At 65.0% G+C, this 20,883-nt stretch carries 18 protein-coding genes and 1 pseudogene; 13 read left to right on the top strand and 6 right to left on the bottom strand.

What is annotated here, in order from left to right:
- Window positions 1–25 precede the first annotated feature (25 nt).
- The 3 genes from rpmG to trxB all read right to left on the bottom strand — a co-directional run bounded on the left by rpmG (window position 26) and on the right by trxB (window position 1,597).
- Window positions 26–196 carry a 50S ribosomal protein L33 gene (gene rpmG, locus M9799_RS04705; RefSeq protein ID WP_008904999.1) on the bottom strand — a complete coding sequence of 57 codons (171 nt, stop codon included), beginning with the start codon at window positions 194–196 and terminating at the stop codon, window positions 26–28.
- 20 nt (window positions 197–216) lie between these two features.
- The gene (gene rpmB, locus M9799_RS04700) at window positions 217–450 is read right to left on the bottom strand and encodes a 50S ribosomal protein L28 (RefSeq protein WP_159910637.1); all 234 of its coding nucleotides are present in this window, start codon (window positions 448–450) and stop codon (window positions 217–219) included.
- Between the two features lie 196 nt (window positions 451–646).
- Window positions 647–1,597 (bottom strand): thioredoxin-disulfide reductase, encoded by a 951-nt coding sequence (trxB, locus tag M9799_RS04695; RefSeq protein ID WP_231043591.1) that lies wholly within the window; start codon window positions 1,595–1,597, stop codon window positions 647–649.
- 231 nt (window positions 1,598–1,828) lie between these two features.
- Here trxB and M9799_RS04690 point away from each other — a divergent pair, with 231 nt between their 5' ends.
- The 5 genes from M9799_RS04690 (at window position 1,829) to M9799_RS04670 (ending at window position 8,192) form a co-directional block, all read left to right on the top strand.
- Window positions 1,829–4,165, top strand: a complete 2,337-nt coding sequence (locus M9799_RS04690; protein WP_231043592.1) for a DNA translocase FtsK — start codon at window positions 1,829–1,831, stop codon at window positions 4,163–4,165.
- A 27-nt stretch (window positions 4,166–4,192) separates the two neighbouring features.
- Window positions 4,193–4,825: an outer membrane lipoprotein periplasmic chaperone LolA gene (gene lolA, locus M9799_RS04685; RefSeq protein ID WP_231043593.1), complete on the top strand. Its 633-nt coding sequence runs from the start codon at window positions 4,193–4,195 to the stop codon at window positions 4,823–4,825.
- Between the two features lie 39 nt (window positions 4,826–4,864).
- Complete coding sequence (locus M9799_RS04680) at window positions 4,865–6,169, top strand: replication-associated recombination protein A (RefSeq protein WP_231043594.1); 1,305 nt, start codon at window positions 4,865–4,867, stop codon at window positions 6,167–6,169.
- A 340-nt stretch (window positions 6,170–6,509) separates the two neighbouring features.
- Window positions 6,510–7,157, top strand: coding sequence for a DUF47 domain-containing protein (locus M9799_RS04675; RefSeq protein WP_231043595.1), 648 nt, complete (start codon window positions 6,510–6,512; stop codon window positions 7,155–7,157).
- Window positions 7,158–7,178: 21 nt separating this feature from the next.
- Window positions 7,179–8,192, top strand: coding sequence for an inorganic phosphate transporter (locus tag M9799_RS04670; protein ID WP_231043596.1), 1,014 nt, complete (start codon window positions 7,179–7,181; stop codon window positions 8,190–8,192).
- 256 nt (window positions 8,193–8,448) lie between these two features.
- Here M9799_RS04670 and M9799_RS04665 read toward each other — a convergent pair whose 3' ends face one another.
- Window positions 8,449–8,892 carry a hypothetical protein gene (locus M9799_RS04665; protein ID WP_231043597.1) on the bottom strand — a complete coding sequence of 148 codons (444 nt, stop codon included), beginning with the start codon at window positions 8,890–8,892 and terminating at the stop codon, window positions 8,449–8,451.
- A 35-nt stretch (window positions 8,893–8,927) separates the two neighbouring features.
- Window positions 8,928–9,458 (bottom strand): GNAT family N-acetyltransferase, encoded by a 531-nt coding sequence (locus M9799_RS04660; RefSeq protein ID WP_231043598.1) that lies wholly within the window; start codon window positions 9,456–9,458, stop codon window positions 8,928–8,930.
- Window positions 9,459–9,583: 125 nt separating this feature from the next.
- Here M9799_RS04660 and rpsP point away from each other — a divergent pair, with 125 nt between their 5' ends.
- The 6 genes from rpsP to M9799_RS04630 all read left to right on the top strand — a co-directional run bounded on the left by rpsP (window position 9,584) and on the right by M9799_RS04630 (window position 13,606).
- Window positions 9,584–9,835, top strand: coding sequence for a 30S ribosomal protein S16 (gene rpsP / locus M9799_RS04655; protein ID WP_231043599.1), 252 nt, complete (start codon window positions 9,584–9,586; stop codon window positions 9,833–9,835).
- An 82-nt stretch (window positions 9,836–9,917) separates the two neighbouring features.
- A complete protein-coding gene (rimM, locus tag M9799_RS04650; protein ID WP_231043600.1) occupies window positions 9,918–10,487 on the top strand; it encodes a ribosome maturation factor RimM in 570 nt (189 codons plus the stop codon).
- 17 nt (window positions 10,488–10,504) lie between these two features.
- A complete protein-coding gene (gene trmD / locus M9799_RS04645; protein ID WP_231043601.1) occupies window positions 10,505–11,272 on the top strand; it encodes a tRNA (guanosine(37)-N1)-methyltransferase TrmD in 768 nt (255 codons plus the stop codon).
- Between the two features lie 126 nt (window positions 11,273–11,398).
- Entirely contained in the window at window positions 11,399–11,809 is a 411-nt protein-coding gene (gene rplS / locus M9799_RS04640) for a 50S ribosomal protein L19 (protein ID WP_231043602.1), read from the top strand.
- 74 nt (window positions 11,810–11,883) lie between these two features.
- Entirely contained in the window at window positions 11,884–12,579 is a 696-nt protein-coding gene (locus M9799_RS04635) for a CoA pyrophosphatase (RefSeq protein ID WP_231043603.1), read from the top strand.
- Window positions 12,580–12,619: 40 nt separating this feature from the next.
- Window positions 12,620–13,606: a CobD/CbiB family protein gene (locus M9799_RS04630; protein WP_231043604.1), complete on the top strand. Its 987-nt coding sequence runs from the start codon at window positions 12,620–12,622 to the stop codon at window positions 13,604–13,606.
- Between the two features lie 391 nt (window positions 13,607–13,997).
- On the opposite strand, the gene M9799_RS04625 is transcribed toward M9799_RS04630, so the two are convergent.
- A complete protein-coding gene (locus M9799_RS04625) occupies window positions 13,998–14,318 on the bottom strand; it encodes a hypothetical protein (RefSeq protein ID WP_263725592.1) in 321 nt (106 codons plus the stop codon).
- A gap of 180 nt (window positions 14,319–14,498) precedes the next feature.
- Between M9799_RS04625 and M9799_RS20640 the strand changes: the two are divergent.
- A pseudogene (locus M9799_RS20640) lies at window positions 14,499–16,094 on the top strand (Ig-like domain-containing protein); the annotation flags it as partial.
- 87 nt (window positions 16,095–16,181) lie between these two features.
- Window positions 16,182–20,879: an Ig-like domain-containing protein gene (locus M9799_RS04615; protein WP_422692654.1), complete on the top strand. Its 4,698-nt coding sequence runs from the start codon at window positions 16,182–16,184 to the stop codon at window positions 20,877–20,879.
- Window positions 20,880–20,883: the final 4 nt, after the last annotated feature.

Here is a 20,883-nt window from a genome sequence, read left to right as displayed (position 1 = left end):
CGCGGGCCGCAGATCCTATGGAAGCTTACTTGAGCTTCATTTCCTTGTACTCGACATGCTTGCGAGCCTTGGGGTCGAACTTCATGATCAACATCTTTTCAGGCATTGTCTTCTTGTTCTTGGTGGTGGTGTAGAAGTGGCCGGTACCCGCAGTGGATTCCAGCTTGATCTTGTCGCGTCCGCCTTTGGATGCCATGTTGTTTCTCCTTCAGGGAATTAGGCTTGGCCACGGGCACGCAGGTCTGCGAGCACGGCGTCGATACCGTTCTTGTCGATCAGGCGCAGAGCAGCGCTGGAGACGCGCAGACGCACCCAGCGGTTCTCGGTCTCGACCCAGAAACGGCGGTACTGCAGGTTGGGCAGGAAACGGCGCTTGGTCTTGTTGTTGGCGTGGGAAACGTTGTTTCCCACCATGGGCTTCTTGCCCGTTACATCACATACGCGTGCCATGAGGACACTCCGATAGTCTTATACAGCCATGTGCACCGAAACCCCGCAAACGCGGGCCGTGCCCATGGCCTCACCTCGCCAGAATCCGGGTGGCGGTAACCCGTCGCCAAAGCCGGAGCGCCCCAAGGACGCACGCAAATTCAGCAAAGCCTGAGATTATAGGCAACGCTGTCCAAAGAAGCCTTTGTGAAAGACCTTATTCCTGCTCCAGGAAGCGCTGGGCGTCGAGGGCGGCCATGCAGCCGGTGCCGGCGCTGGTGATGGCCTGGCGGTAGACATGGTCCTGCACGTCGCCTGCGGCGAACACGCCCGGCACGCTGGTCTGCGTGGCGAAGCCCTGCAGGCCGCCCTGGGTCACGATGTAGCCGTTCTCCAGCTTCAGATGGCCCTGGAAGATATCGGTGTTGGGCGAGTGCCCGATGGCGATGAAGCAGCCCTGCAGCGCGATGTCCTCGGTATGTTCGTCCTGGGTGCTGCGCAGGCGGATGCCGGTTACGCCCGATTGGTCGCCCAGCACCTCGTCCAGCGTGAAATGGGTCTTGAGCTCGATCTTGCCGGCCTTGACCTTCTCGTGCAGCTTGTCGACCAGGATCGGCTCGGCCTTGAACTTGTCGCGGCGGTGCACCAGCGTGACCTTGCTGGCGATGTTGGACAGGTACAGCGCCTCCTCGACGGCGGTGTTGCCGCCGCCGACCACGCAGACCGGCTGGTCGCGGTAGAAGAAGCCGTCGCAGGTCGCGCAACCCGAGACGCCGCGGCCCATGAAGGCCTGCTCGGAAGGCAGGCCCAGGTACTTGGCCGAGGCGCCGGTGGCGATGATCAGCGCGTCGCAGGTGTAGGTGCCGGAGTCGCCGGTCAGCGTGAACGGGCGCTGGCTGAAGTCGACCTTGTTGATGTGGTCGAACACGATCTGCGTGTTGAAGCGCTCGGCATGCTCCAGGAAGCGCTGCATCAGGTCGGGGCCCTGCACGCCCATCACGTCGGCCGGCCAGTTGTCGACTTCGGTGGTGGTCATCAGCTGGCCGCCCTGGGCCAGGCCGGTCACCAGCAGCGGCTTGAGGTTGGCACGGGCGGCGTAGATGGCGGCGGAATAGCCGGCAGGGCCGGAGCCGAGGATCAGGACTTTGGCGTGTTGCGTAGTGGACATGGTTGCAATCGTGAAGAGCCCGCAGACAGCCGCAGGCAGAGGTTCATCAATGGACGGATGGAGGAGTATCCACCGCGCGGCGGGTTTGCGTACACGCGCCCGGTCAATCACCGATATTGTAAAAAGTGATTGAATCGCTTGAAATTGGAACTTCTTGTTTCAAGTGTCTGCCTTGGCCGACACGGCGTTTCCCATCCGCCTACGGGCGGTGGGGTAAGCTTCCACCTGCGTATGACTTACTCATTGAATGCCCTGAACGGTCCCTCAGGGAAATCGTCCCCCCGCACCGGCCTGGCCCGCTTCGGTCACGAGGTCAGCCTCATCGCGGGGCTGCTGGCACTGGTGTTCCTGCTTCTGTCGCTGCTGAGCTACTCCCCGGAGGATGCCGCCTGGTCGACCTCGGGCGCCGTGCAGGGCCAGTGGGTGCACAACTGGGTCGGCCGATCCGGTGCCTGGCTCGCGGACACCTGCTATTTCGGCTTTGGCTTCTCGGTCTGGTGGCTGGTGCTGGCTGCCGGCGCCAACTGGTTTGCCTCGCTGCTGCGCTGGACGCGCGGCGGCGTGGCGCCGGCCGAGCCGCTGTGGCAGCGGCGCCTGCGCTTCTGGGGCGGGCTGGCGCTGCTGGTGCTGGCCAGTACCGCGCTCGAGTGGTCGCGCATGTACCGCTTCGAGTCGCTGCTGCCCGGGCATGCGGGCGGGGTGATCGGCTATGTGTTCGGCCTGGGCGCCATGCAGTGGCTGGGCTTCACCGGCTCGGGCCTGGCCGGCATCATCCTGTTGGTGTTGGGCGCGGCGCTGGTGTTCGGCTTTTCCTGGGGACAGCTCGCCGAGCGCCTGGGCGGGCGCATCTATTCGATGGTGCGCGTGGGCCGGGCCCGGCACGAGAAGGCCAAGGACGTCGCCGTGGGCCGCAAGGCCGCGCGCGCGCGCCAGGTCGACGTGCAGGAAGAGCGCATCGAGAGCGTCGAAAGCCATCCGCTGCCGATCAAGATCATCGAGCCGGTCGTGGAGCCTCTGGTGGCGTCCGCGGTGGCGCCCAGCGAGCGCGTGACCAAGGAAAAGCACAAGCCGGTGTTCCACGAGCTGCCCGACACCAGGCTGCCGCAGGTGGAGCTGCTGGACGCCGCGCAGCAGCGCCAGGAGACCGTCTCGGCCGACACGCTGGAGATGACCAGCCGCATGATCGAGAAGAAGCTCAAGGACTTCGGCGTCGAGGTGCGCGTGGTGGCGGCCATGCCCGGCCCGGTGATCACGCGCTACGAGATCGAGCCGGCCACGGGCGTCAAGGGCGCGCAGGTGGTGGGCCTGGGCAAGGACCTCGCGCGCTCGCTGTCGCTGGTGTCGGTGCGCGTGGTGGAGACCATCCCCGGCAAGAACTACATGGCGCTCGAGCTGCCCAACGCCAAGCGCCAGTCGATCCGCCTGTCCGAGGTGCTCGGCTCGAAGGTCTACCACGAGGCCAAGAGCATGCTGACCATGGGGCTGGGCAAGGACATCGTCGGCAACCCGGTCGTCGCCGACCTGGCCAAGATGCCGCACGTGCTGGTCGCGGGCACGACCGGCTCGGGCAAGTCGGTGGGGATCAACGCCATGATCCTGTCGCTGCTCTACAAGGCCGAGGCGCGCGACGTGCGCCTGCTGATGATCGACCCGAAGATGCTGGAGATGTCGGTCTACGAGGGCATTCCGCACCTGCTGTGCCCCGTGGTCACCGACATGAAGCAGGCGGCCAACGGCCTGACCTGGTGCGTGGCCGAGATGGAGCGCCGCTACAAGCTGATGAGCAAGCTGGGCGTGCGCAACCTCGCGGGCTACAACGCGAAGATCGACGAAGCCAAGGCCGGCGAAAGCTTCATCTACAACCCCTTCAGCCTCACGCCCGAGTCGCCCGAGCCGCTGGACCGCCTGCCGCACATCGTGATCGTCATCGACGAGCTGGCCGACCTGATGATGGTGGTCGGCAAGAAGATCGAGGAACTGATCGCGCGCCTGGCGCAGAAGGCGCGCGCCGCCGGCATCCACCTGATCCTGGCGACCCAGCGTCCCAGCGTGGACGTGATCACCGGCCTGATCAAGGCCAACATCCCGACGCGCATCGCCTTCCAGGTCAGCAGCAAGATCGACAGCCGCACCGTGCTCGACCAGATGGGCGCCGAGGCGCTGCTGGGCATGGGCGACATGCTCTACATGGCCAGCGGCACCGGCTTGCCGATCCGCGTGCATGGCGCGTTCGTGAGCGACGAGGAGGTGCACCGCGTCGTCGATTACCTCAAGGAGCAGGGCGAGCCCGACTACATCGAGGGCGTCCTCGAGGGCGGCGTCGTCGATGGCGATGGCGAAAGTGGTGGCGAGGGGGGTGAAAGCGGCGAAAAGGACCCCATGTACGACCAGGCGGTCGAAGTGGTCCTCAAGGACCGCAAGGCCAGCATCTCGTACGTGCAGCGCAAGCTGCGCATCGGTTACAACCGCTCGGCGCGCCTGCTGGAAGACATGGAGAAAGCCGGGCTGGTGAGTGCATTGACCACCAGCGGCCAGCGCGAAGTGCTGGTGCCGGCCCGCAACGACTAGTCCCTCGCGCCTTTGGATGGAGAATTTATGAAGCGATTTTTGACAGGTATCGTGCTCATGGCCGGCGCCGGCCTGGCCAGCGCCGACGGGCTGCAACGCCTCGAGGCCTTCATGCAGGGCGCCCAGGCCGGCCGCGCCGAGTTCACCCAGACCGTGACCTCGCCGGCCAAGGATGGCCAGGCGGCGCGCAGCAAGACCTCGAGCGGCGAATTCTCCTTCCAGCGCCCGGGCCGTTTCAAGTTCGACTACCGCAAGCCCTTCGAGCAGCTGATCGTGGCCGATGGCAAGACGCTGTGGATGTACGACGCCGACCTGAACCAGGTCACGCAGCGCGCCCAGGCCAAGGTGCTGGACGCCACGCCGGCCGCGATCCTGGCCTCGGCCGCCAACGTGCAGGCGCTGCGCGCCGATTTCGACCTCAAGGCCGCGCCCGACCAGGACGGCCTGGAATGGGTGCTGGCCGTGCCCAAGGCCAGGGACGGCCAGCTGCAGAGCGTGCGCGTGGGCTTTGCCGGCGAGAAGCTCGCGGCCATCGACATGATCGACAGCTTCGGCCAGCGCTCGCTGATGCGCTTCACCAACGTGCAGACCAGCGCCAGCCTGCCCGCCGAAACCTTCAGGTTCGTCGCGCCCAAGGGGGCCGATGTATTGACGCCTTGAACCGGCGCGTTCCAGGGCTCCCGCGCCAGGAGACTAGCCATGCCTGATCTTTTCGCGCAGGAGCCTGTCGCCCCCCTTGCGGAAGCCCTGCGGCCGCGCACGCTGGACGAGGTGGTGGGCCAGTCGCATCTGCTGGGCGAGGGCAAGCCGCTGCGCCTGGCCTTCCAGTCGGGCAAGCCGCACTCGATGATCTTCTGGGGCCCGCCGGGCGTCGGCAAGACCACGCTGGCGCGGCTCACGGCCACGGCCTTCAAGTGCGAGTTCATCGCGCTGTCGGCCGTGTTCTCCGGGGTCAAGGACATCCGCGCCTCGATGGAGCTGGCGCAGCAGAACCTGGCGCTGGGCAAGCACACCATCCTGTTCGTCGACGAGATCCACCGCTTCAACAAGTCCCAGCAGGATGCGCTGCTGCCCTATGCCGAAAGCGGCCTGGTGACCTTCATCGGCGCGACCACCGAGAACCCCTCGTTCGAGGTGAACTCGGCGCTGCTGTCGCGCGCCCAGGTCTATGTGCTGAAGTCGCTCACCGACGAGGAGCTGCGGCAGCTGCTCAAGCGGGCGCAGGAGATCGCGCTGGGCCATCTGCAGTTCGACGAGCTGGCCGTCGACACGCTGATCGGCTATGCCGACGGCGACGCGCGGCGCTTCCTGAACCTGCTCGAGCAGACCAACACCGCTGCCCGCGCCTCGGGCCTGACGGCCATCACCGCCGACTTCCTGCAGAACGCGCTGACGCTCAACAGCCGGCGCTTCGACAAGGGCGGCGACAATTTCTACGACCAGATCTCGGCGCTGCACAAGTCGGTGCGCGGCTCGCACCCCGATGCCGCGCTGTACTGGCTCACGCGCATGCTCGATGGTGGCGCCGATGCCCGTTACCTGGCGCGGCGCATCGTGCGCATGGCCTGGGAGGACATCGGCCTGGCCGACCCGCGCGCGATGCAGATCGCCAATGACGCGGCGCTGACCTATGAACGTCTGGGTTCGCCCGAGGGCGAACTGGCGCTGGGGCAGGCGGTGATCTACCTGGCCATTGCCGCCAAGAGCAACGCCGGCTACAACGCCTACAACAAGGCGCGGGCCTTCGTGAAGCAGGACAAGAGCCGCGAGGTGCCGGTGCACCTGCGCAATGCGCCGACCAAGCTGATGAAGGAGCTGGGCTACGGCCACGAGTACCGCTATGCGCATGACGAGCCCAATGCCTATGCCGCTGGCGAGACCTATCTGCCCGAGGGCATGCCCGAGCCGCGCTGGTACAACCCGGTGCCGCGCGGCCTCGAGGGCAAGATCGGCGAGAAGCTGGCGCAGCTGCGCCAGTGGGACGAAGAGGCAGGCGGCAAATAGGTCATTGCGCAGCGTTGCGCGCATATGACAGGTTTTTGAATTCGCCGAAGGTGGGTGTCGCGAAGCCGGCCGCCGCCAGGGTGTTTGGCGCAGTTCCGCTGCATTTGCACACAAAAAAATTCCACCTGCTGGTTTTCCGTCTCAGCGCTGCACCCCGCAGCCGGCCTGGCTTTGGCAGCTCGCACCGGCGGGCGGGCAGCGCCTGCAAGTGACTCGATTCGTGACGGATGCGTCCGATTACAAAGCGGTTACATAGGCGAGAGTACACTTCGCCCGGTTGACGCGGCAGGCCTTCAACCCTGTTTGCCTGCGTGTTCCAGAACCCTGGTTAAGGAAACCCATGCTATTTGCCAAGCTGCTGCCACGCGAAGGTAATTTTTTTGAAATGTTCAACCACCACGCCGACCGCATCGTCGAAGCGGCGCATGCGTTCTCGCAGCTGGTGGCAAATTACAACGATCCCCATCTGCGCGAGAAGTTCAACCAGGACGTGGACAACGCCGAGCGCGCCGCCGACCGCGTGACGCACGATGTCAACAAGGCGCTGCACAAGACCTTCATCACGCCGCTGGACCGCGAGCATATCCACGCGCTGATCAACACCATGGACGACGTCGCCGACCTGATCCAGGATTCGGCCGAGACCATGGCGCTGTATGACGTGCGTCATATGACAGATGAGATCACGCGCCTCACCGACCTAAGCGTCAAGTGCTGCGAGCGCGTGCGCGATGCCGTCAAGCTGCTCGACCGCATCTCCGATACCGGCACGGCCGAAGCCGCGCTCAAGACCTGCGAGGAAATCGACCGTCTCGAGTCGGACGCCGACCGCGTGATGCGCGCGGCCATGAGCAAGCTGTTCCGTGAAGAGCCCGATGTGCGCGAAGTCCTCAAGCTCAAGGCGATCTACGAACTGCTCGAGACCATCACCGACAGGTGCGAGGACGTGGCCAACCAGATCGAGGGCATCGTCCTCGAGAATTCCTGATCCGGCCGGAGTCCCGACGCAATGGAAACCGTACAAGCCGCCCTCTGGGTCGTGGTCCTGCTGGTGGCGCTGGCCCTGCTGTTCGATTTCATGAACGGCTTTCATGACGCGGCCAACTCGATCGCCACCGTCGTCTCGACCGGCGTGCTCAAGCCGGCGCAGGCCGTGGTGTTTGCCGCCTTCTTCAATGTCATCGCGATCTTCGTGTTCCACCTGAGCGTGGCCGCGACGGTCGGCAAGGGCATCGTGCAGCCAGGCATCGTCGACACCCACGTGGTCTTCGGCGCGCTGGTCGGCGCCATCGCCTGGAACCTGATCACCTGGTACTACGGCATTCCCAGCAGCTCCTCGCATGCGCTGATCGGCGGCATCGTGGGCGCGGTCATTGCCAAGGCCGGTGCCGGCGCGCTGATTGCCAGTGGCATCTGGAAAACCGTGGCCTTCATCTTCGTCTCGCCGCTGCTGGGCTACCTGCTGGGCTCGCTGATGATGGTGGTCGTGGCCTGGATCTTCCGCCGCGCGCGGCCCAGCAAGGTGGACAAGTGGTTCCGCCGGCTGCAGCTGGTCTCGGCCGGCGCCTACAGCCTGGGCCATGGCGGCAATGACGCGCAAAAGACCATCGGCATCATCTGGCTGCTGCTGATCGCCACCGGCTACACCAGCGTCAGCGACGCCGCACCGCCGACCTGGACCATCGTTTCCTGCTATGTGGCCATCGGCCTGGGAACGATGTTCGGCGGCTGGCGCATCGTCAAGACCATGGGCCAGAAGATCACCAAGCTCAAGCCCGTGGGCGGCTTCTGCGCCGAAAGCGGCGGTGCGCTGACGCTGTTCATCGCCACCGCGCTGGGCGTGCCGGTCTCGACCACGCACACCATCACCGGCGCCATCGTCGGCGTGGGCTCCACCCAGCGCGCCAGCGCCGTGCGCTGGGGCGTGGCCGGCAATATCGTCTGGGCCTGGGTGCTGACGATTCCGGCAAGTGCGTTCGTGGCGTCCATTGCTTACTGGGTCAGCTTGCAGATGTTTGATTGAGGATTGATGCTTCGATGCGAAAAAGCCGCTGGTTTGGGCCAGCGGCTTTTTTTGTGAAACGGCATGCGACGGGGCGATGCCGAATGCTCTGCAGATGACTTGAGCTCAGGCCGTCCATCCTTCGACGGGGCCGCCCAGGCAGGCTCAGGACGAACGGAGGTAGAGGCCTGCTAGCTCATTTGCAACCTCACAACCCAAGCCCAAGCCCAAGCCCGTTCGCCCTGAGCTTGTCGAAGGGGGGGTGTTGAACACGACTCTACTGAGAAATCCTCCGCCCCTCCTCGATCTGATACTCGAAATAGTGCTGAAAGCTGTACGCCAGGCTCGCCATCAGCACCGTGGCCCCCAGCATCAGCGACAGCACGATGGCCAACACCGTGCCCCAGTGCGTGCGGCCGCTGCCGCCATCGGCGGAGCCGGAATTGAAGTGCGCATTCCAGGCATCGGCGGGCATCAGCCCGTAGAGGATGGCGCGCAGCGCGCAGCCGGCGATGGTGAAGCCCAGCAGCGGTATCAGCAGCCAGCTGAGCTGGTCGTCCTGGCCCAGCGCCTGCACGCGCTGCAGGCCGTACAGGCCCAGCGCCGTGGGCAGCGGCAGCAGCCAGCCGTGCCAGTCGCCCAGGCCGTGGAGGTAGAAGCGGTGCAGGCCCAGCGGCCCGCCGAGGAGGGCCAGCCAGGCGGCCAGGGTCTTGCTTTTCATGCGGCCATTATTCGCAGGAATGGCGCGCGCGGACATCAGGAGAGTTGCGGGGGGCTGGTGTCGCCGGCGCCCAGGGTCTTTTCCATCAGCACGATGTCCAGCCAGCGGCCGAATTTCCAGCCCACCGAGCGCATCACGCCGATCTCGGTGAAGCCGCTGGCGCGGTGCACGCCAATCGAGCCCGCGTTGCCAGAGTCGCCGATCACCGCCAGCAGCTTGCGCACGCCGGCCGCCTCGGCCTGTACGCTCAGCGCCTCCAGCAGCAGCCGGCCCACGCCCTGGCCGCGCGCGGTGTCGGCGACATACACCGAGTCCTCGGCGGAAAAGCGGTAGGCCGGGCGCGGCTTGAACCAGTTGGCGTAGGTGAAGCCGAGGATTTCTCCCGCCTCGTCCTCGGCGACGAGATAGGGCAGGCCGCGGCCCAGGACATCGGCGCGGCGCGCCGCCATGTCGGTTTCGCTGGGTGGCTCGATCTCGAAGGTGCCGGTGCCGTGCAGCACATGGTGGCGGTAGATGGCGGTGACGGCAGGGATATCGGAGTCGGTGCTCGCGCGGATAGTAGGCATAAATCTAAGAAGTCGATATAATCGCGTGCTTTGCAGCGTGTCGCTGGCCGGGTGGCTATGTCGCGTGTCTCAACGCCGCAAAAAACATGTACAGCATAAGCTGCACACCACCCAAAGGATAAATCATGGTCGTCATTCGACTCTCTCGCGGCGGTTCCAAGTCGCGCCCGTTCTTCAACATCGTCGTGGCCGACAAGCGCACCCGCCGTGATGGCGCCTTCATCGAGCGCCTGGGTTTCTACAACCCCACCGCCCGTGGCGGCGAAGAAGGTCTGCGCATTGCGCAAGACCGTCTGACGTACTGGAAGGGCGTGGGCGCACAGACGTCCTCCACCGTGGACCGTCTGGTCAAGCAAGCCGCCAAGGCAGCTGCTTAAATCCAGCGCTTCCCTGAAGGCGGGTTCCGTGGCGTATGCTGACGGAGCCCGCTTTTTTTTGTTTCCATTTCCTGCTCGAACCATGGCCCCACTTCCCGCTTTCGAACCCGCCCAGCTGCCTGCCGACGCCGTGGAGGTCGGCCGCATCGCGGACGCCTGGGGTGTCAAGGGCTGGTTCAAGGTGCTGCCTTTCAGCGCCGACGCCGAAGTGCTGCTGACGGCCAAACGCTGGTTCCTGCAGCCCTCGGAGCGCGGCGCGCGCACCTTCGCCGGCACCGTGCTGATGCCGGTCAAGCAGGCGCGCGAGCATTCGGGCTCGATCGTCGCCACGGCCGAGGCCGTGGCCGACCGCACGGCCGCCGAGTCGCTCAAGGGCGCGCGCATCTTCGTCTCGCGCGCCGAATTCCCCCAGGCGGCCGAGGACGAGTATTACTGGGTGGACCTGCTGGGCCTGGATGTGGTCAACCGCGAGGGCGTGGCGCTGGGACAGGTCAAGGACCTGATGTCCACCGGCCCCCAGACCGTGCTGGTCATTGCCTATGAGGAAGAGGGCAAGGCGCTCGAGCGCATGATCCCCTTCGTGTCGGCCTATGTGGACAAGGTCGAACTCTCCGAGCGCCGCATCACGGTGGACTGGCAGACGGATTACTGATGGCCGGAGCCCGCGCCATGCGCTTTGACATCATCACCCTGTTTCCCGAGATGTTCGCGCCCTTCCTGGCCAGCGGCGTCACGCGCCGCGCCTATGCCTCGGGCCAGGTCGAGGTGCGGCTGTGGAATCCGCGCGACTACGCCCAGGGCAACTACCGCCGCGTCGACGACCGGCCCTTCGGCGGCGGCCCGGGCATGGTCATGCTGGTCGAGCCGCTGCAGGCCTGCCTGGATGCGATCCGCGCCGCGCGCGCCGAGGACGCGGCGCAGCAGGTGCCGCTGGTGCTGTTCTCGCCCATCGGCAAGACGCTCGACCATGCGGCCGTGGAACATTGGGCGCAAAGCCCCGGAGCCATCCTGCTGTGCGGGCGCTACGAGGGCATCGACCAGCGCTTCATCGACACCCATGTGGATGCGCAGATCAGCCTGGGCGACTTCGTGCTGTCCGGCGGCGAGATCGCGGCGCTGGCGCTGCTGGACGCCGTGACGCGGCTGCAACCCGGCGTGCTCAACGATGCCGGCAGCCACCAGCTCGACAGCTTCAACCCCAGCCTGGACGGCCTGCTCGACTGCCCGCACTACACGCGCCCCGAGGTCTGGCAGGGGCAGGAGGTGCCGGCGGTGCTGCTGTCCGGCCACCATGCACAGATCGAGCGCTGGCGCCGCGACCAGAGCCTGGAGATCACCGCGCGCCACCGGCCCGAGTTGCTGGAGCAGGCGCGCGCGGCCGGCCGTCTGACCCGCAAGGACGAAGCGGTTTTAGGGAAAATGGCGGACGGGCTATAATCGCGGGCTGTCGATCCTCTGCCGGCCGCTGCATTTTAGGAGCCTTCACAGGTAATGAATGCAGCCATACAGTGCCAATCCCGGTGCTTGCCAATTGTGGCGCGGACAAGATCGTTGGATGTAACCATGAATCTGATCCAGACTCTTGAGCAGGAAGAAATCGCCCGCTTGAACAAGACCATCCCCGCGTTTGCTCCTGGTGACACCGTCATCGTGAGCGTGAACGTGGTCGAAGGCGCGCGCAAGCGCGTGCAGGCCTATGAAGGCGTCGTGATTGCCAAGCGCAACCGCGGCCTCAACAGCGGCTTCACGGTTCGCAAGATCTCCAGCGGTGAAGGCGTGGAGCGTACGTTCCAGACGTACAGCCCGCTGATCGCCGGCATCGAAGTCAAGCGCCGCGGCGACGTGCGCCGTGCCAAGCTGTACTACCTGCGCGAGCGCAGCGGCAAGTCGGCACGTATCAAGGAAAAGCTGCCCGCTCGCAAGACGGCAGCCGCGCCCGCTGCAGCTGCAGAAGCGCCCGCTACCGCCGCCTGAAACGCCTAGGCGCTTCGGGAAAGCCGCTACAGTCCGCTGTAGCGGCTTTTTTGCTTTTGTCGTCATCTTTTTGCATGGATAGACCTGTATCTCCTCCTTTGGCGCCGGGCTTCGACCCCCGTGCGGTGCCGGCGCTGGGCGTCGACAGCCACCTGCCAGCCGTGCCGGCGAGCGCCCAGACGGCGCAGGCGCTGCGCCACCGCTTTGCCGCGCCGCCGCTGTGGTCGCCCGAGATCGAGCGCGAGCCGCTGCTGTTGTCCGCGCGCGCGCCGGCCGAGGCCGCGGTGCTGATCGGCATCGTGCAGCGCGAGCAGCCGATGGTGCTGCTGACCGAGCGCACGCGGCATCTGTCATCGCATTCGGGGCAGGTGGCCTTTCCCGGCGGCAAGCGCGACCCGGAGGACGTGGATGCGGCGGCCACCGCGCTGCGCGAGGCGCAGGAAGAAGTGGGGCTGGAGCCGGCGCTGGTCGAGGTGCTGGGGGCACTGCCGCCCTATGTGACCACCACCGGCTTCGTCGTCACGCCCGTCGTCGGCCTGGTGCCGCCCGAGGCGCGCTACCAGCCCAATCCCTATGAGGTGGCGCAGCTGTTCGAAGTGCCGCTGGCCTTCCTGCTCGACCCTGCGAACCACCAGCGCCATGCGCTGGAGCGTCCCGAAGGGCGGCGCGAATGGCTGTCGATGCCTTACCAGGATGGCCCGCACGAGCGCTATATCTGGGGCGCCACCGCAGGCATGCTGCGCAATTTCTACCGCTTCATGCAGGCCTGAGACCATAGGCCCGCAGGGACAGGCAAAGTATGATGGCCGCATGAGTTTCTTTGCCATCCTGTTTGCCTTGCTGATCGAGCAGGCCCGCCCGCTGGCCCGCAGCAATTCCGTCCATGCCGGATTGCGCGCCTGGACCGTTTCCGTGCGCCGCAATTTCGATGCGGGCCAGTCCTACCATGGCTGGGTGGCCTGGGGCCTGGCGGTGCTGGTGCCGTCCCTGTTCGTGCTGGGCGTGCACTGGTTCCTGACGTGGCTCGTGGGCTGGCCGCTGGCGCTGGTCTGGAACGTGGCGGTGCTGTACGTGACGCTGGGCTTTCGCCAGTTCAGCCACCACTTCACGCGCATCCGCGATGCGCTGGATGCCGCGGATGAATACACCGCCCGCGAGGAGCTCGCGCTGTGGCAGCAGGTCGACACCACCGAGGTGCCGCGCAGCCAGGTCGTGCGCCATGTGATCGAGTATTCGGTGCTGGCCGCGCACCGCTATGTGTTCGGCGTGCTGTTCTGGTATTCGGTGCTGGCGGCGCTGGGCCTGGGCCCGATGGGCGCGGTGCTGTACCGCGCCGCGGAATTCGTCTCGCGCTATTGGTCCAGCCGCGGCTACATGGGCGCGCAGCCCGTGAGCGAGCGCCTGCAGGGCGCCGCCCGCCAGGCCTGGATGTGGATCGACTGGCTGCCCGCGCGCCTCACGGCGTTGAGCTTTGCCGTGGTCGGCAGCTTCGAGGAGGCCATCGACGGCTGGCGTTTCCATGCACAGCGCTTTCCCAACGACAACGATGGCGTGCTGCTGGCCGCCACCGCCGGCGCGATCAACGTGCGCCTGGGCGGCGAAGCGCTCAAGGCGCGCGAGAACGCGCCGCTGATGTCGGGCTTCGAGGGCGAGTCCGAGGTCGACGACAGCGACTCCACGCCGGGCCGATTGGCCGACCTGAGCCACCTGCGCAGCGTGGTCGGGCTGGTGTGGCGTTCGGTGGTGGTGTGGCTGCTGCTGCTGGCGCTGCTGACGCTGGCGCGGCTGCTGGGCTGAGATAGCAGCCGTTGCACTGGCAGGCCATCTGGCAGGCTCGTGGCAACGAGGTGCTGCGCGCGGACATTGCAGCAGGCCGGCTTCAGTGCCTCCCTTGAGGCTGCAGTCCGATACCGGCGTTCGGCGCTGCATTCCCCGAACGGATCCTGGTGGATCCAACAGCGGCTCGCACTGGGCCGCTCCTCCCGGTCCGGGTCCGGCCTTCTTGCGGTTGGATGCAGCCGGCGCACCCTCCGGCAGCCAGGCACCGGAGGGAAACCAAGGGTTTTCCTCGGGCTGGGCGCAGTTGAACTTCTAGCTGCATGCGGTTACTGAAGCTGTAGGACTTCATCCTCTTTGGCTGACGCAATGGTTGCGTTGCCTTTGCTGTTGAAAGGATCTGCCCGTGGCTTTACCGTCCCATGCAAGTGGTCACCGCAATTTTCCGATTGCGAACGGCGTCGGCAGCGTTTCCTCGCCGGTCGATTCCGTGAATTTCCTGCTGGATGTTCCGCGTGAGGCGCTGTCGGGATACCTGCGTTCCGGCAGCGACCTGATCGTCAAGTTCAAGGACGGCAGCAGCCTGCAGATCACGGATTTCTTCCTGCGCGGCGTGGACACTCACCAGCTCATCGTCGTCGAGGGCAATGCGCGCTGGTGGGTCAGGCTGAATCCGCAAGCCACCGGCGATGGCGTGCTGGATGCTGCCCTGGAGCCGCTGGCCGATGAGCAATCCAACGATTTTTTACTGGGCCTTCTCGGCGCTGGCGTGAGTACGGTGGCCGTTGGCGCGGTCGCCGGTGGCGGCGGCAATGCCGGCAGCGGGGAGCCAGCGCCTGGACCCGGGCCGGCACCGGCGCGGCCGCAGATCGATTCGATCGGTGGCTACCGAACGGGGACTGGCGACATCCTCATGGGCGCGGAGGCCGTGGAGATCCGTGGGTCGGGGGTGACACCGAATGGCAGGCTGTCCGTGTTTGTGGATGGACAGCTCGTCGGCACGGCAATCGCCGACGCCAAGGGGCAATGGTCCTATTCGGTGGCAAGGCTGGCCGAGGGCGTGCATGCGGTTACCGTCACGCATACCGATGCCGCCGGCAATACCAGCGAACCGGCGGGCTTCAGCATGGTGGTGGACACCACTGCGCCGCCAGTGCCGCAGATTGCCGGCGTGCTGGATGACTTCGGCGCCATTCAAGGTCCGATTGCTCAGGGGGGTACGACCGACGACCGCACGCCGACGCTGACCGGCACCGCCGAGGCCGGAGCCGTCATCAGGATCTTTGACGGCAGCACTCTTATTGGGACCGTTGTCGCCGGTATCGATGGTCAATGGAGCTTCACGCCCCAGGCGCTGGCCGAAGGCGCGCACCGCCTGAGCGTGTCCGCATCCGATGCCGCGGGCAACTCCAGCGCGCTGCGTACCGCATTCGAGTTGACGATCAACACCAACGGGCCTACGGAGCCCACAGAGCCCACGGAGCCCACGGAGCCCACTGAGCCCACTGAGCCCACTGAGCCCACTGAGCCCACTGAGCCCACCGAGCCCACAGAGCCCACAGAGCCCACCGAGCCCACAGAGCCCACAGAGCCCACAGAGCCCACCGAGCCCACCGAGCCCACGGAGCCTACTGAGTCCACAGAGCCCACAGAGCCCACAGAGCCCACAGAGCCCACAGAGCCCACAGAGCCCACAGAGCCCACTGAGCCCACAGAGCCCACTGAGCCCACAGAGCCCACAGAGCCCACAGAGCCCACTGAGCCCACTGAGCCCACTGAGCCCACTGAGCCCACTGAGCCCACTGAGCCCACTGAGCCCACTGAGCCCACGGCGCCTACGGAGCCCACCGAGCCCACGGAGCCCACGGAGCCCACGGAGCCCACGGAGCCCACGGAGCCTACTGAGCCCACTGAGCCTACTGAGCCCACGGCGCCTACGGAGCCCACCGAGCCCACCGAGCCCACAGAGCCCACCGAGCCCACCGAGCCCACAGAGCCCACAGAGCCCACAGAGCCCACAGAGCCCACAGAGCCCACGGCGCCTACGGAGCCCACCGAACCCACGGAGCCTACTGAGCCTACTGAGCCTACTGAGCCTACTGAGCCCACGGAGCCCACGGAGCCTACTGAGCCCACGGAGCCTACTGAGCCCACGGAGCCTACTGAGCCCACGGAGCCTACTGAGCCTACTGAGCCCACAGAGCCCACAGAGCCCACAGAGCCCACAGAGCCCACCGAGCCCACCGAGCCCACCGAGCCCACCGAGCCCACTGAACCCACTGAACCCACTGAACCCACTGAACCGGTCGACACCAGCGCGCCTGCAGCGCCCACGGGGATGGTGGCCTCGCGGGAGGAGACGCCGACCATTGAGGGACGTGCGGAACCGAACAGCGCCATCACGATCACGGACGCAAATGGCACGGTGGTGGGTACAGGCACCACGGGTGCTGACGGCACTTGGTCCGTGACGCTGGACTATCCGCGCAACAATGGCGAAACACTGACCGTCATAGCCACCGACGCGGCGGGCAACGAAAGCCCGCCAAGCACTGTCGCAGCCCCCGACTTGACCCCACCTGCTGCGCCCTCGAACTTGAGCTCTGGCTCCTCCGATACAACGAGGACGATCATTTCCGGTCGTGCGGAACCGGACAGCACCATCACGATCCGGGACGCCGCTGGCAATCAGGTGGGCACAGGGACAACGCTTGCTGACGGCACCTGGTCCGTGACGCTGTATCAGCCGCTCATCAATAGCGAGGCTCTGGACGTCGTAGCCACCGATGCGGCGGGCAACGAAAGCCCGCCAAGCACTGTCGCGGCTCCCGACTTGACCCCACCTGCTGCGCCCTCGAACTTGAGCTCTGGCTCCTCCGATACAACGAGGACGATCATTTCCGGTCGTGCGGAACCGGACAGCACCATCACGATCCGGGACGCCGCTGGCAATGAGGTGGGCACAGGGACAACGCTTGCTGACGGCACCTGGTCCGTGACGCTGTATCAGCCGCTCATCAATAGCGAGGCTCTGGACGTCGTAGCCACCGATGCGGCGGGCAACGCAAGCCTGTCAAGCACTGTCGCGGCTCCCGACTTGACCCCACCTGCTGCGCCCACGAACTTGAGCTCGGACTCCTCCGATACAACGAGGACGATCATTTCCGGTCGTGCGGAACCGGACAGCACCATCACGATCCTTGGCCCCGATGGGACAGAGGTGGGCACAGGAACGGTGGAACCTGACGGCAACTGGTCCGTGAACCTGGACTCGTCATTCACCAATGGCGAGGTACTGACCGCCATCGCCAGCGATGCCAAGGGCAACAAAAGCACGCCCGCCACGGTGGAGGCCCCCGACACCACAGCTCCTAGCGTGCCCGAGGGCCTTGTGGTCTCCTCCTCGGGTTTGGAAGTTAGCGGTACTGGAGAAGCCGGCAGCACCATCAAGATCTTTGTCCCCGATGGGACAGAGGTGGGCACCGGGACGGTGGATCCTGACGGCAACTGGTCCGTGAACCTGGACTCGTCATTCACCAACGGCGAGATACTGACCGCCATCGCCAGCGATGCCAAAGGCAACAAAAGCACGCCCGCCACGGTGGAGGCCCCCGACACCGCAGCTCCTAGCGTGCCCGAGGGCCTTGTGGTCTCCTCCTCGGGTTTGGAAGTTAGCGGTACTGGAGAAGCCGGCAGCACCATCAAGATCTTTGTCCCCGATGGGACAGAGGTGGGCACCGGAACGGTGGATCCTGACGGCAACTGGTCCGTGAACCTGGACTCGTCATTCACCAATGGCGAGATACTGACTGCCATCGCCAGCGATGCCAAAGGCAACAAAAGCACGCCCGCCACGGTGGAGGCCCACGATACCACCGTACCTGACGCGCCGGTAATCAGCACCAGCGTTGCCATCGATTCAGATGGCATGCCCTTCGAGATTTCCTCAGGTGGCCTCACCCGCTTCAAGACGCTGAAGCTAACCGGCACTGCAGAACCCGCGGCCATCATCACCATCTCTTACCTGGGACGCATGGAGACCTTCGAGGCGAATGAGGATGGTGCATGGAGCTTCACGCCAGGGGATCTGGCCGATGGCGAACACCACTTTGAAATTTCTGCCACCGATGCCGCTGGCAACACCGGCCAGCCCACGCCGTTCACGCTGACGATCGACACCGTTGCGCCGGACGCGCCATTGATCGAGAGCGGTTGGGATAACGTCGGTGCTACACAAGGCTCGCTACACGATGGCGCCAGTACCGATGACACCACGCCGACGCTGAACGGCACCGCCGAAGCCGGCGCCCGTATCAGCATCTTTCACGGCGAAACTTTTATCGGAAATGCTGACGTCGATACCAATGGCCAATGGAGCTTCACGACCCCGGAGCTTCCCAATGGCAATCACAGCTTCACCGTCACGGCCACAGATGCGGCAGGCAATCCAAGCCTTGCCAGCACTCTATTTGAGCTGACGGTCGGCACCGAAGCGCCCGCAGTGCCGTCGGACATCCAAATATCCTGGAGGGCGATGCCGCACGTCTCCGGTAAGGCAGATTTCGCCGGCAGCGTCACGATCCTTCATGGCGACGACCTGCTGGGCCAGGTGGAAACGGATCCAGACGGTTACTGGGAAACGGATGAAGTCGCCACCTGGCTCCAGGCGGCGGGGCTGCCCGAGGGCAATTACGGGCTGACCGCCATCGCCATCGATTCGGAGGGCACAAGCGAGTCGCCGTCCACCGTCAATATCTTCCCGCGCGCGATGCTCACCATCAGCGGTAAGGCAGAGGCCGGCAGTATTGTCACTATCTTCCACGGCCCCACTCGATTGGCCGAGGTGCAAGCGGATGAGAATGGCAACTGGCAGAAGGATTCGTACGGCAAATGGCTCAACGACTACGTGCTGCCCGATGGCAACAACCGACTGACTGCCATAGCCACCGATGCGGCAGGCAACGAAAGTGGGTCCTACGAATTTGATCTGTTGATCGACCAACAGGAGCCGCCAAAGCCGCTGATTACCAACGCGGTGGAAGATTTGAGCGACACGCCGGTTGCTATGGGCTTAGGTGGCTACACCAGGGACAGCACGCCGACGCTGACGGGCACTGCCGAAGGCGGCGCCATCATCAAGATCTATGAAGTCGTCAGCTTCGATGACAGCACCTATCTCGGCTACGTTGTCGCCGATAGCGTCACGGGTGAATGGAGCTTCACGCCAAAGGTGTTGGGCGACGGCGTGCATGTCTTTTTCGTTGAGGCCATCGATGCGTATGGCAACAAGAGCGAACCCAGCGATGGGTTCGAGCTGAAGGTCGACACCATCGCGCCGGAGTTGCTCTCCGCCGAAACCAGCAGCGACGGCGCCACGCTGGTGCTGACCTATGACGAGGCGCTGGATGCCTCCAATGCGCCGTTGGCGGACAGCTTCGTGGTTCATGTCGATGACAACCAGGTGGACGTGACCGACGTGACCGTGGTGGACGCCAGCGTGGTGCTGAGCCTGGCCAGCCCGGTGCTCCATGGCGCAGTCGTGTCCGTGACTTATACCGACCCCAGCGTTGATGACGATGGCGAAGCGCTCCAGGATGCGGTGGGCAACGACGCCGCAAGCCTTGCCGCCACTCCCGTCACCAACACGGTGCCCGACACCACCGGACCGGTTCTTGTCTCGGCCGTCACCAGCAGCAATGGCTACTGGTTGGTGCTGACCTATGACGAAGCGCTGGCTAACTCCAATTCCGTGGCCAGCTTCGTAGTTAATGTCAACGACACTCCGGTGTGGGTGTTCGAAATGACCGTCCAGGACGACCGCGTGGAACTGGCGCTGGCCAGCCCGGTGCTCCATGGAGACACCGTGACGGTGGACTATCTCAGACCTCCTGCGGGTCACGGGCGCTCCCCCATTATGGATGTGCACGGCAATGAAGCAAGCAACCTCACGGGCGCCCAAGTCACCAATCAGGCGATGCTGCTCCCGTATGACATCAAGGTGAGCAGCAATGATGAAGCCAAGCCTGGCTACACCAACGACAGCACGCCGGCGATCAGCGGCAAGGCGGCAGCCGGTAGCATCATCACGATCTATGACGGCGGTCAGGTGCTGGGCGTAGTGGAAGCAGATGGCGAGGGCAACTGGCAGACGGATGCGGACGGTGAATGGTTGCGCGGATCGACGCTGCATGATGCCGTCTACAGGCTGACCGCTACGGCCACCGATGCGACGGGCAACACAAGCGGTTACAGCGGGATATTCGAGCTGACGGTCGATACCATTGCGCCGTCAGTTCCGAAGATCGACAGCGCTTTCTTTTTTCAGCGCCCCCCTTTGGTAGGGGGGGCAGAATATACGCTACTGACCGGCACTTCTGATGCCGGAGCCGTTGTCAAGGTCTACAGCAGCCTTGGGGAAAAACCCTTTCTCGGGTCCATCGTCGCCGATGTATCGGGCAAATGGACCATAAGGTTTGAGCCGCCGGCCGCTAGCAAGGATGGCGTTGTTGTTACGGCCACCGATGCCGCTGGTAACTCGAGTGTTTACAGCGACTCGGTTGTGCCCACCCCAACGTTCGGGCCAGGCCCGCAAGGCTTCTCCTTCAGCGACGACAATGGCCTTTCCATAGCAATGGATGGCAGCGCGGACGATATGACGCCATTGTTCTCGGGAACTACGGAAGCCGGCAGACCCATGACGGCGTTTGGCGGCGCCACCGCGGAGGAGAGCCGTACTTGGTTCTTCATGCCTGAAGAGTCTCTTGACGAGAGCTCTCGCCAGATGACTGCCGATACCACCGGTACCGAAGGCGACGCCAGCGGCGGTCGGGAGAACACGGTCGAGGAAGTGGCACCAGAGGCTGCCACCGGCTTTTCCCTGGCCTCGATGGAAATGACCGAGCCGTTGCTGTTCCCTGCGTCCGCGGAGCCCGTCTCGCCCGGCAATGGCGTGGAATCTGGAGCTGAATCCACCGATGCCGGCTTGATGCCCGCGCAGGCCAATGCCGCAGGCCATATGGACGACCCGCAAGCCGGCAGTGTTCTTGCATTCGCTGCGCGCCCGGCAGATGGCAACCACATCGATCTGTCGCAACTGCTGTCTGGCGCTCCCGCGGAGGCTGGCGCCCTTCCCCAGGGCGAAGATCAGGCCATGATTGCGGGTTTCGACAGCGCGGCGCGCGGCGAGGGCGATGCCGCAGGCATGGCTTTTAGTCCGGAGTTCCTGGGCTTCACGGTCCAGGATGCCACCGAGCTGGAAAAACTGACTGCCAGTCAGCCACTGCTGGTCGTCTGACGCG

The organism is Comamonas endophytica (assembly GCF_023634805.2).
Lineage (GTDB): Bacteria > Pseudomonadota > Gammaproteobacteria > Burkholderiales > Burkholderiaceae_C > Comamonas > Comamonas endophytica.
The sequence above is the reverse complement of the archived record's forward strand: the minus strand, read 5'-3'. Positions and strand labels throughout refer to the sequence as shown.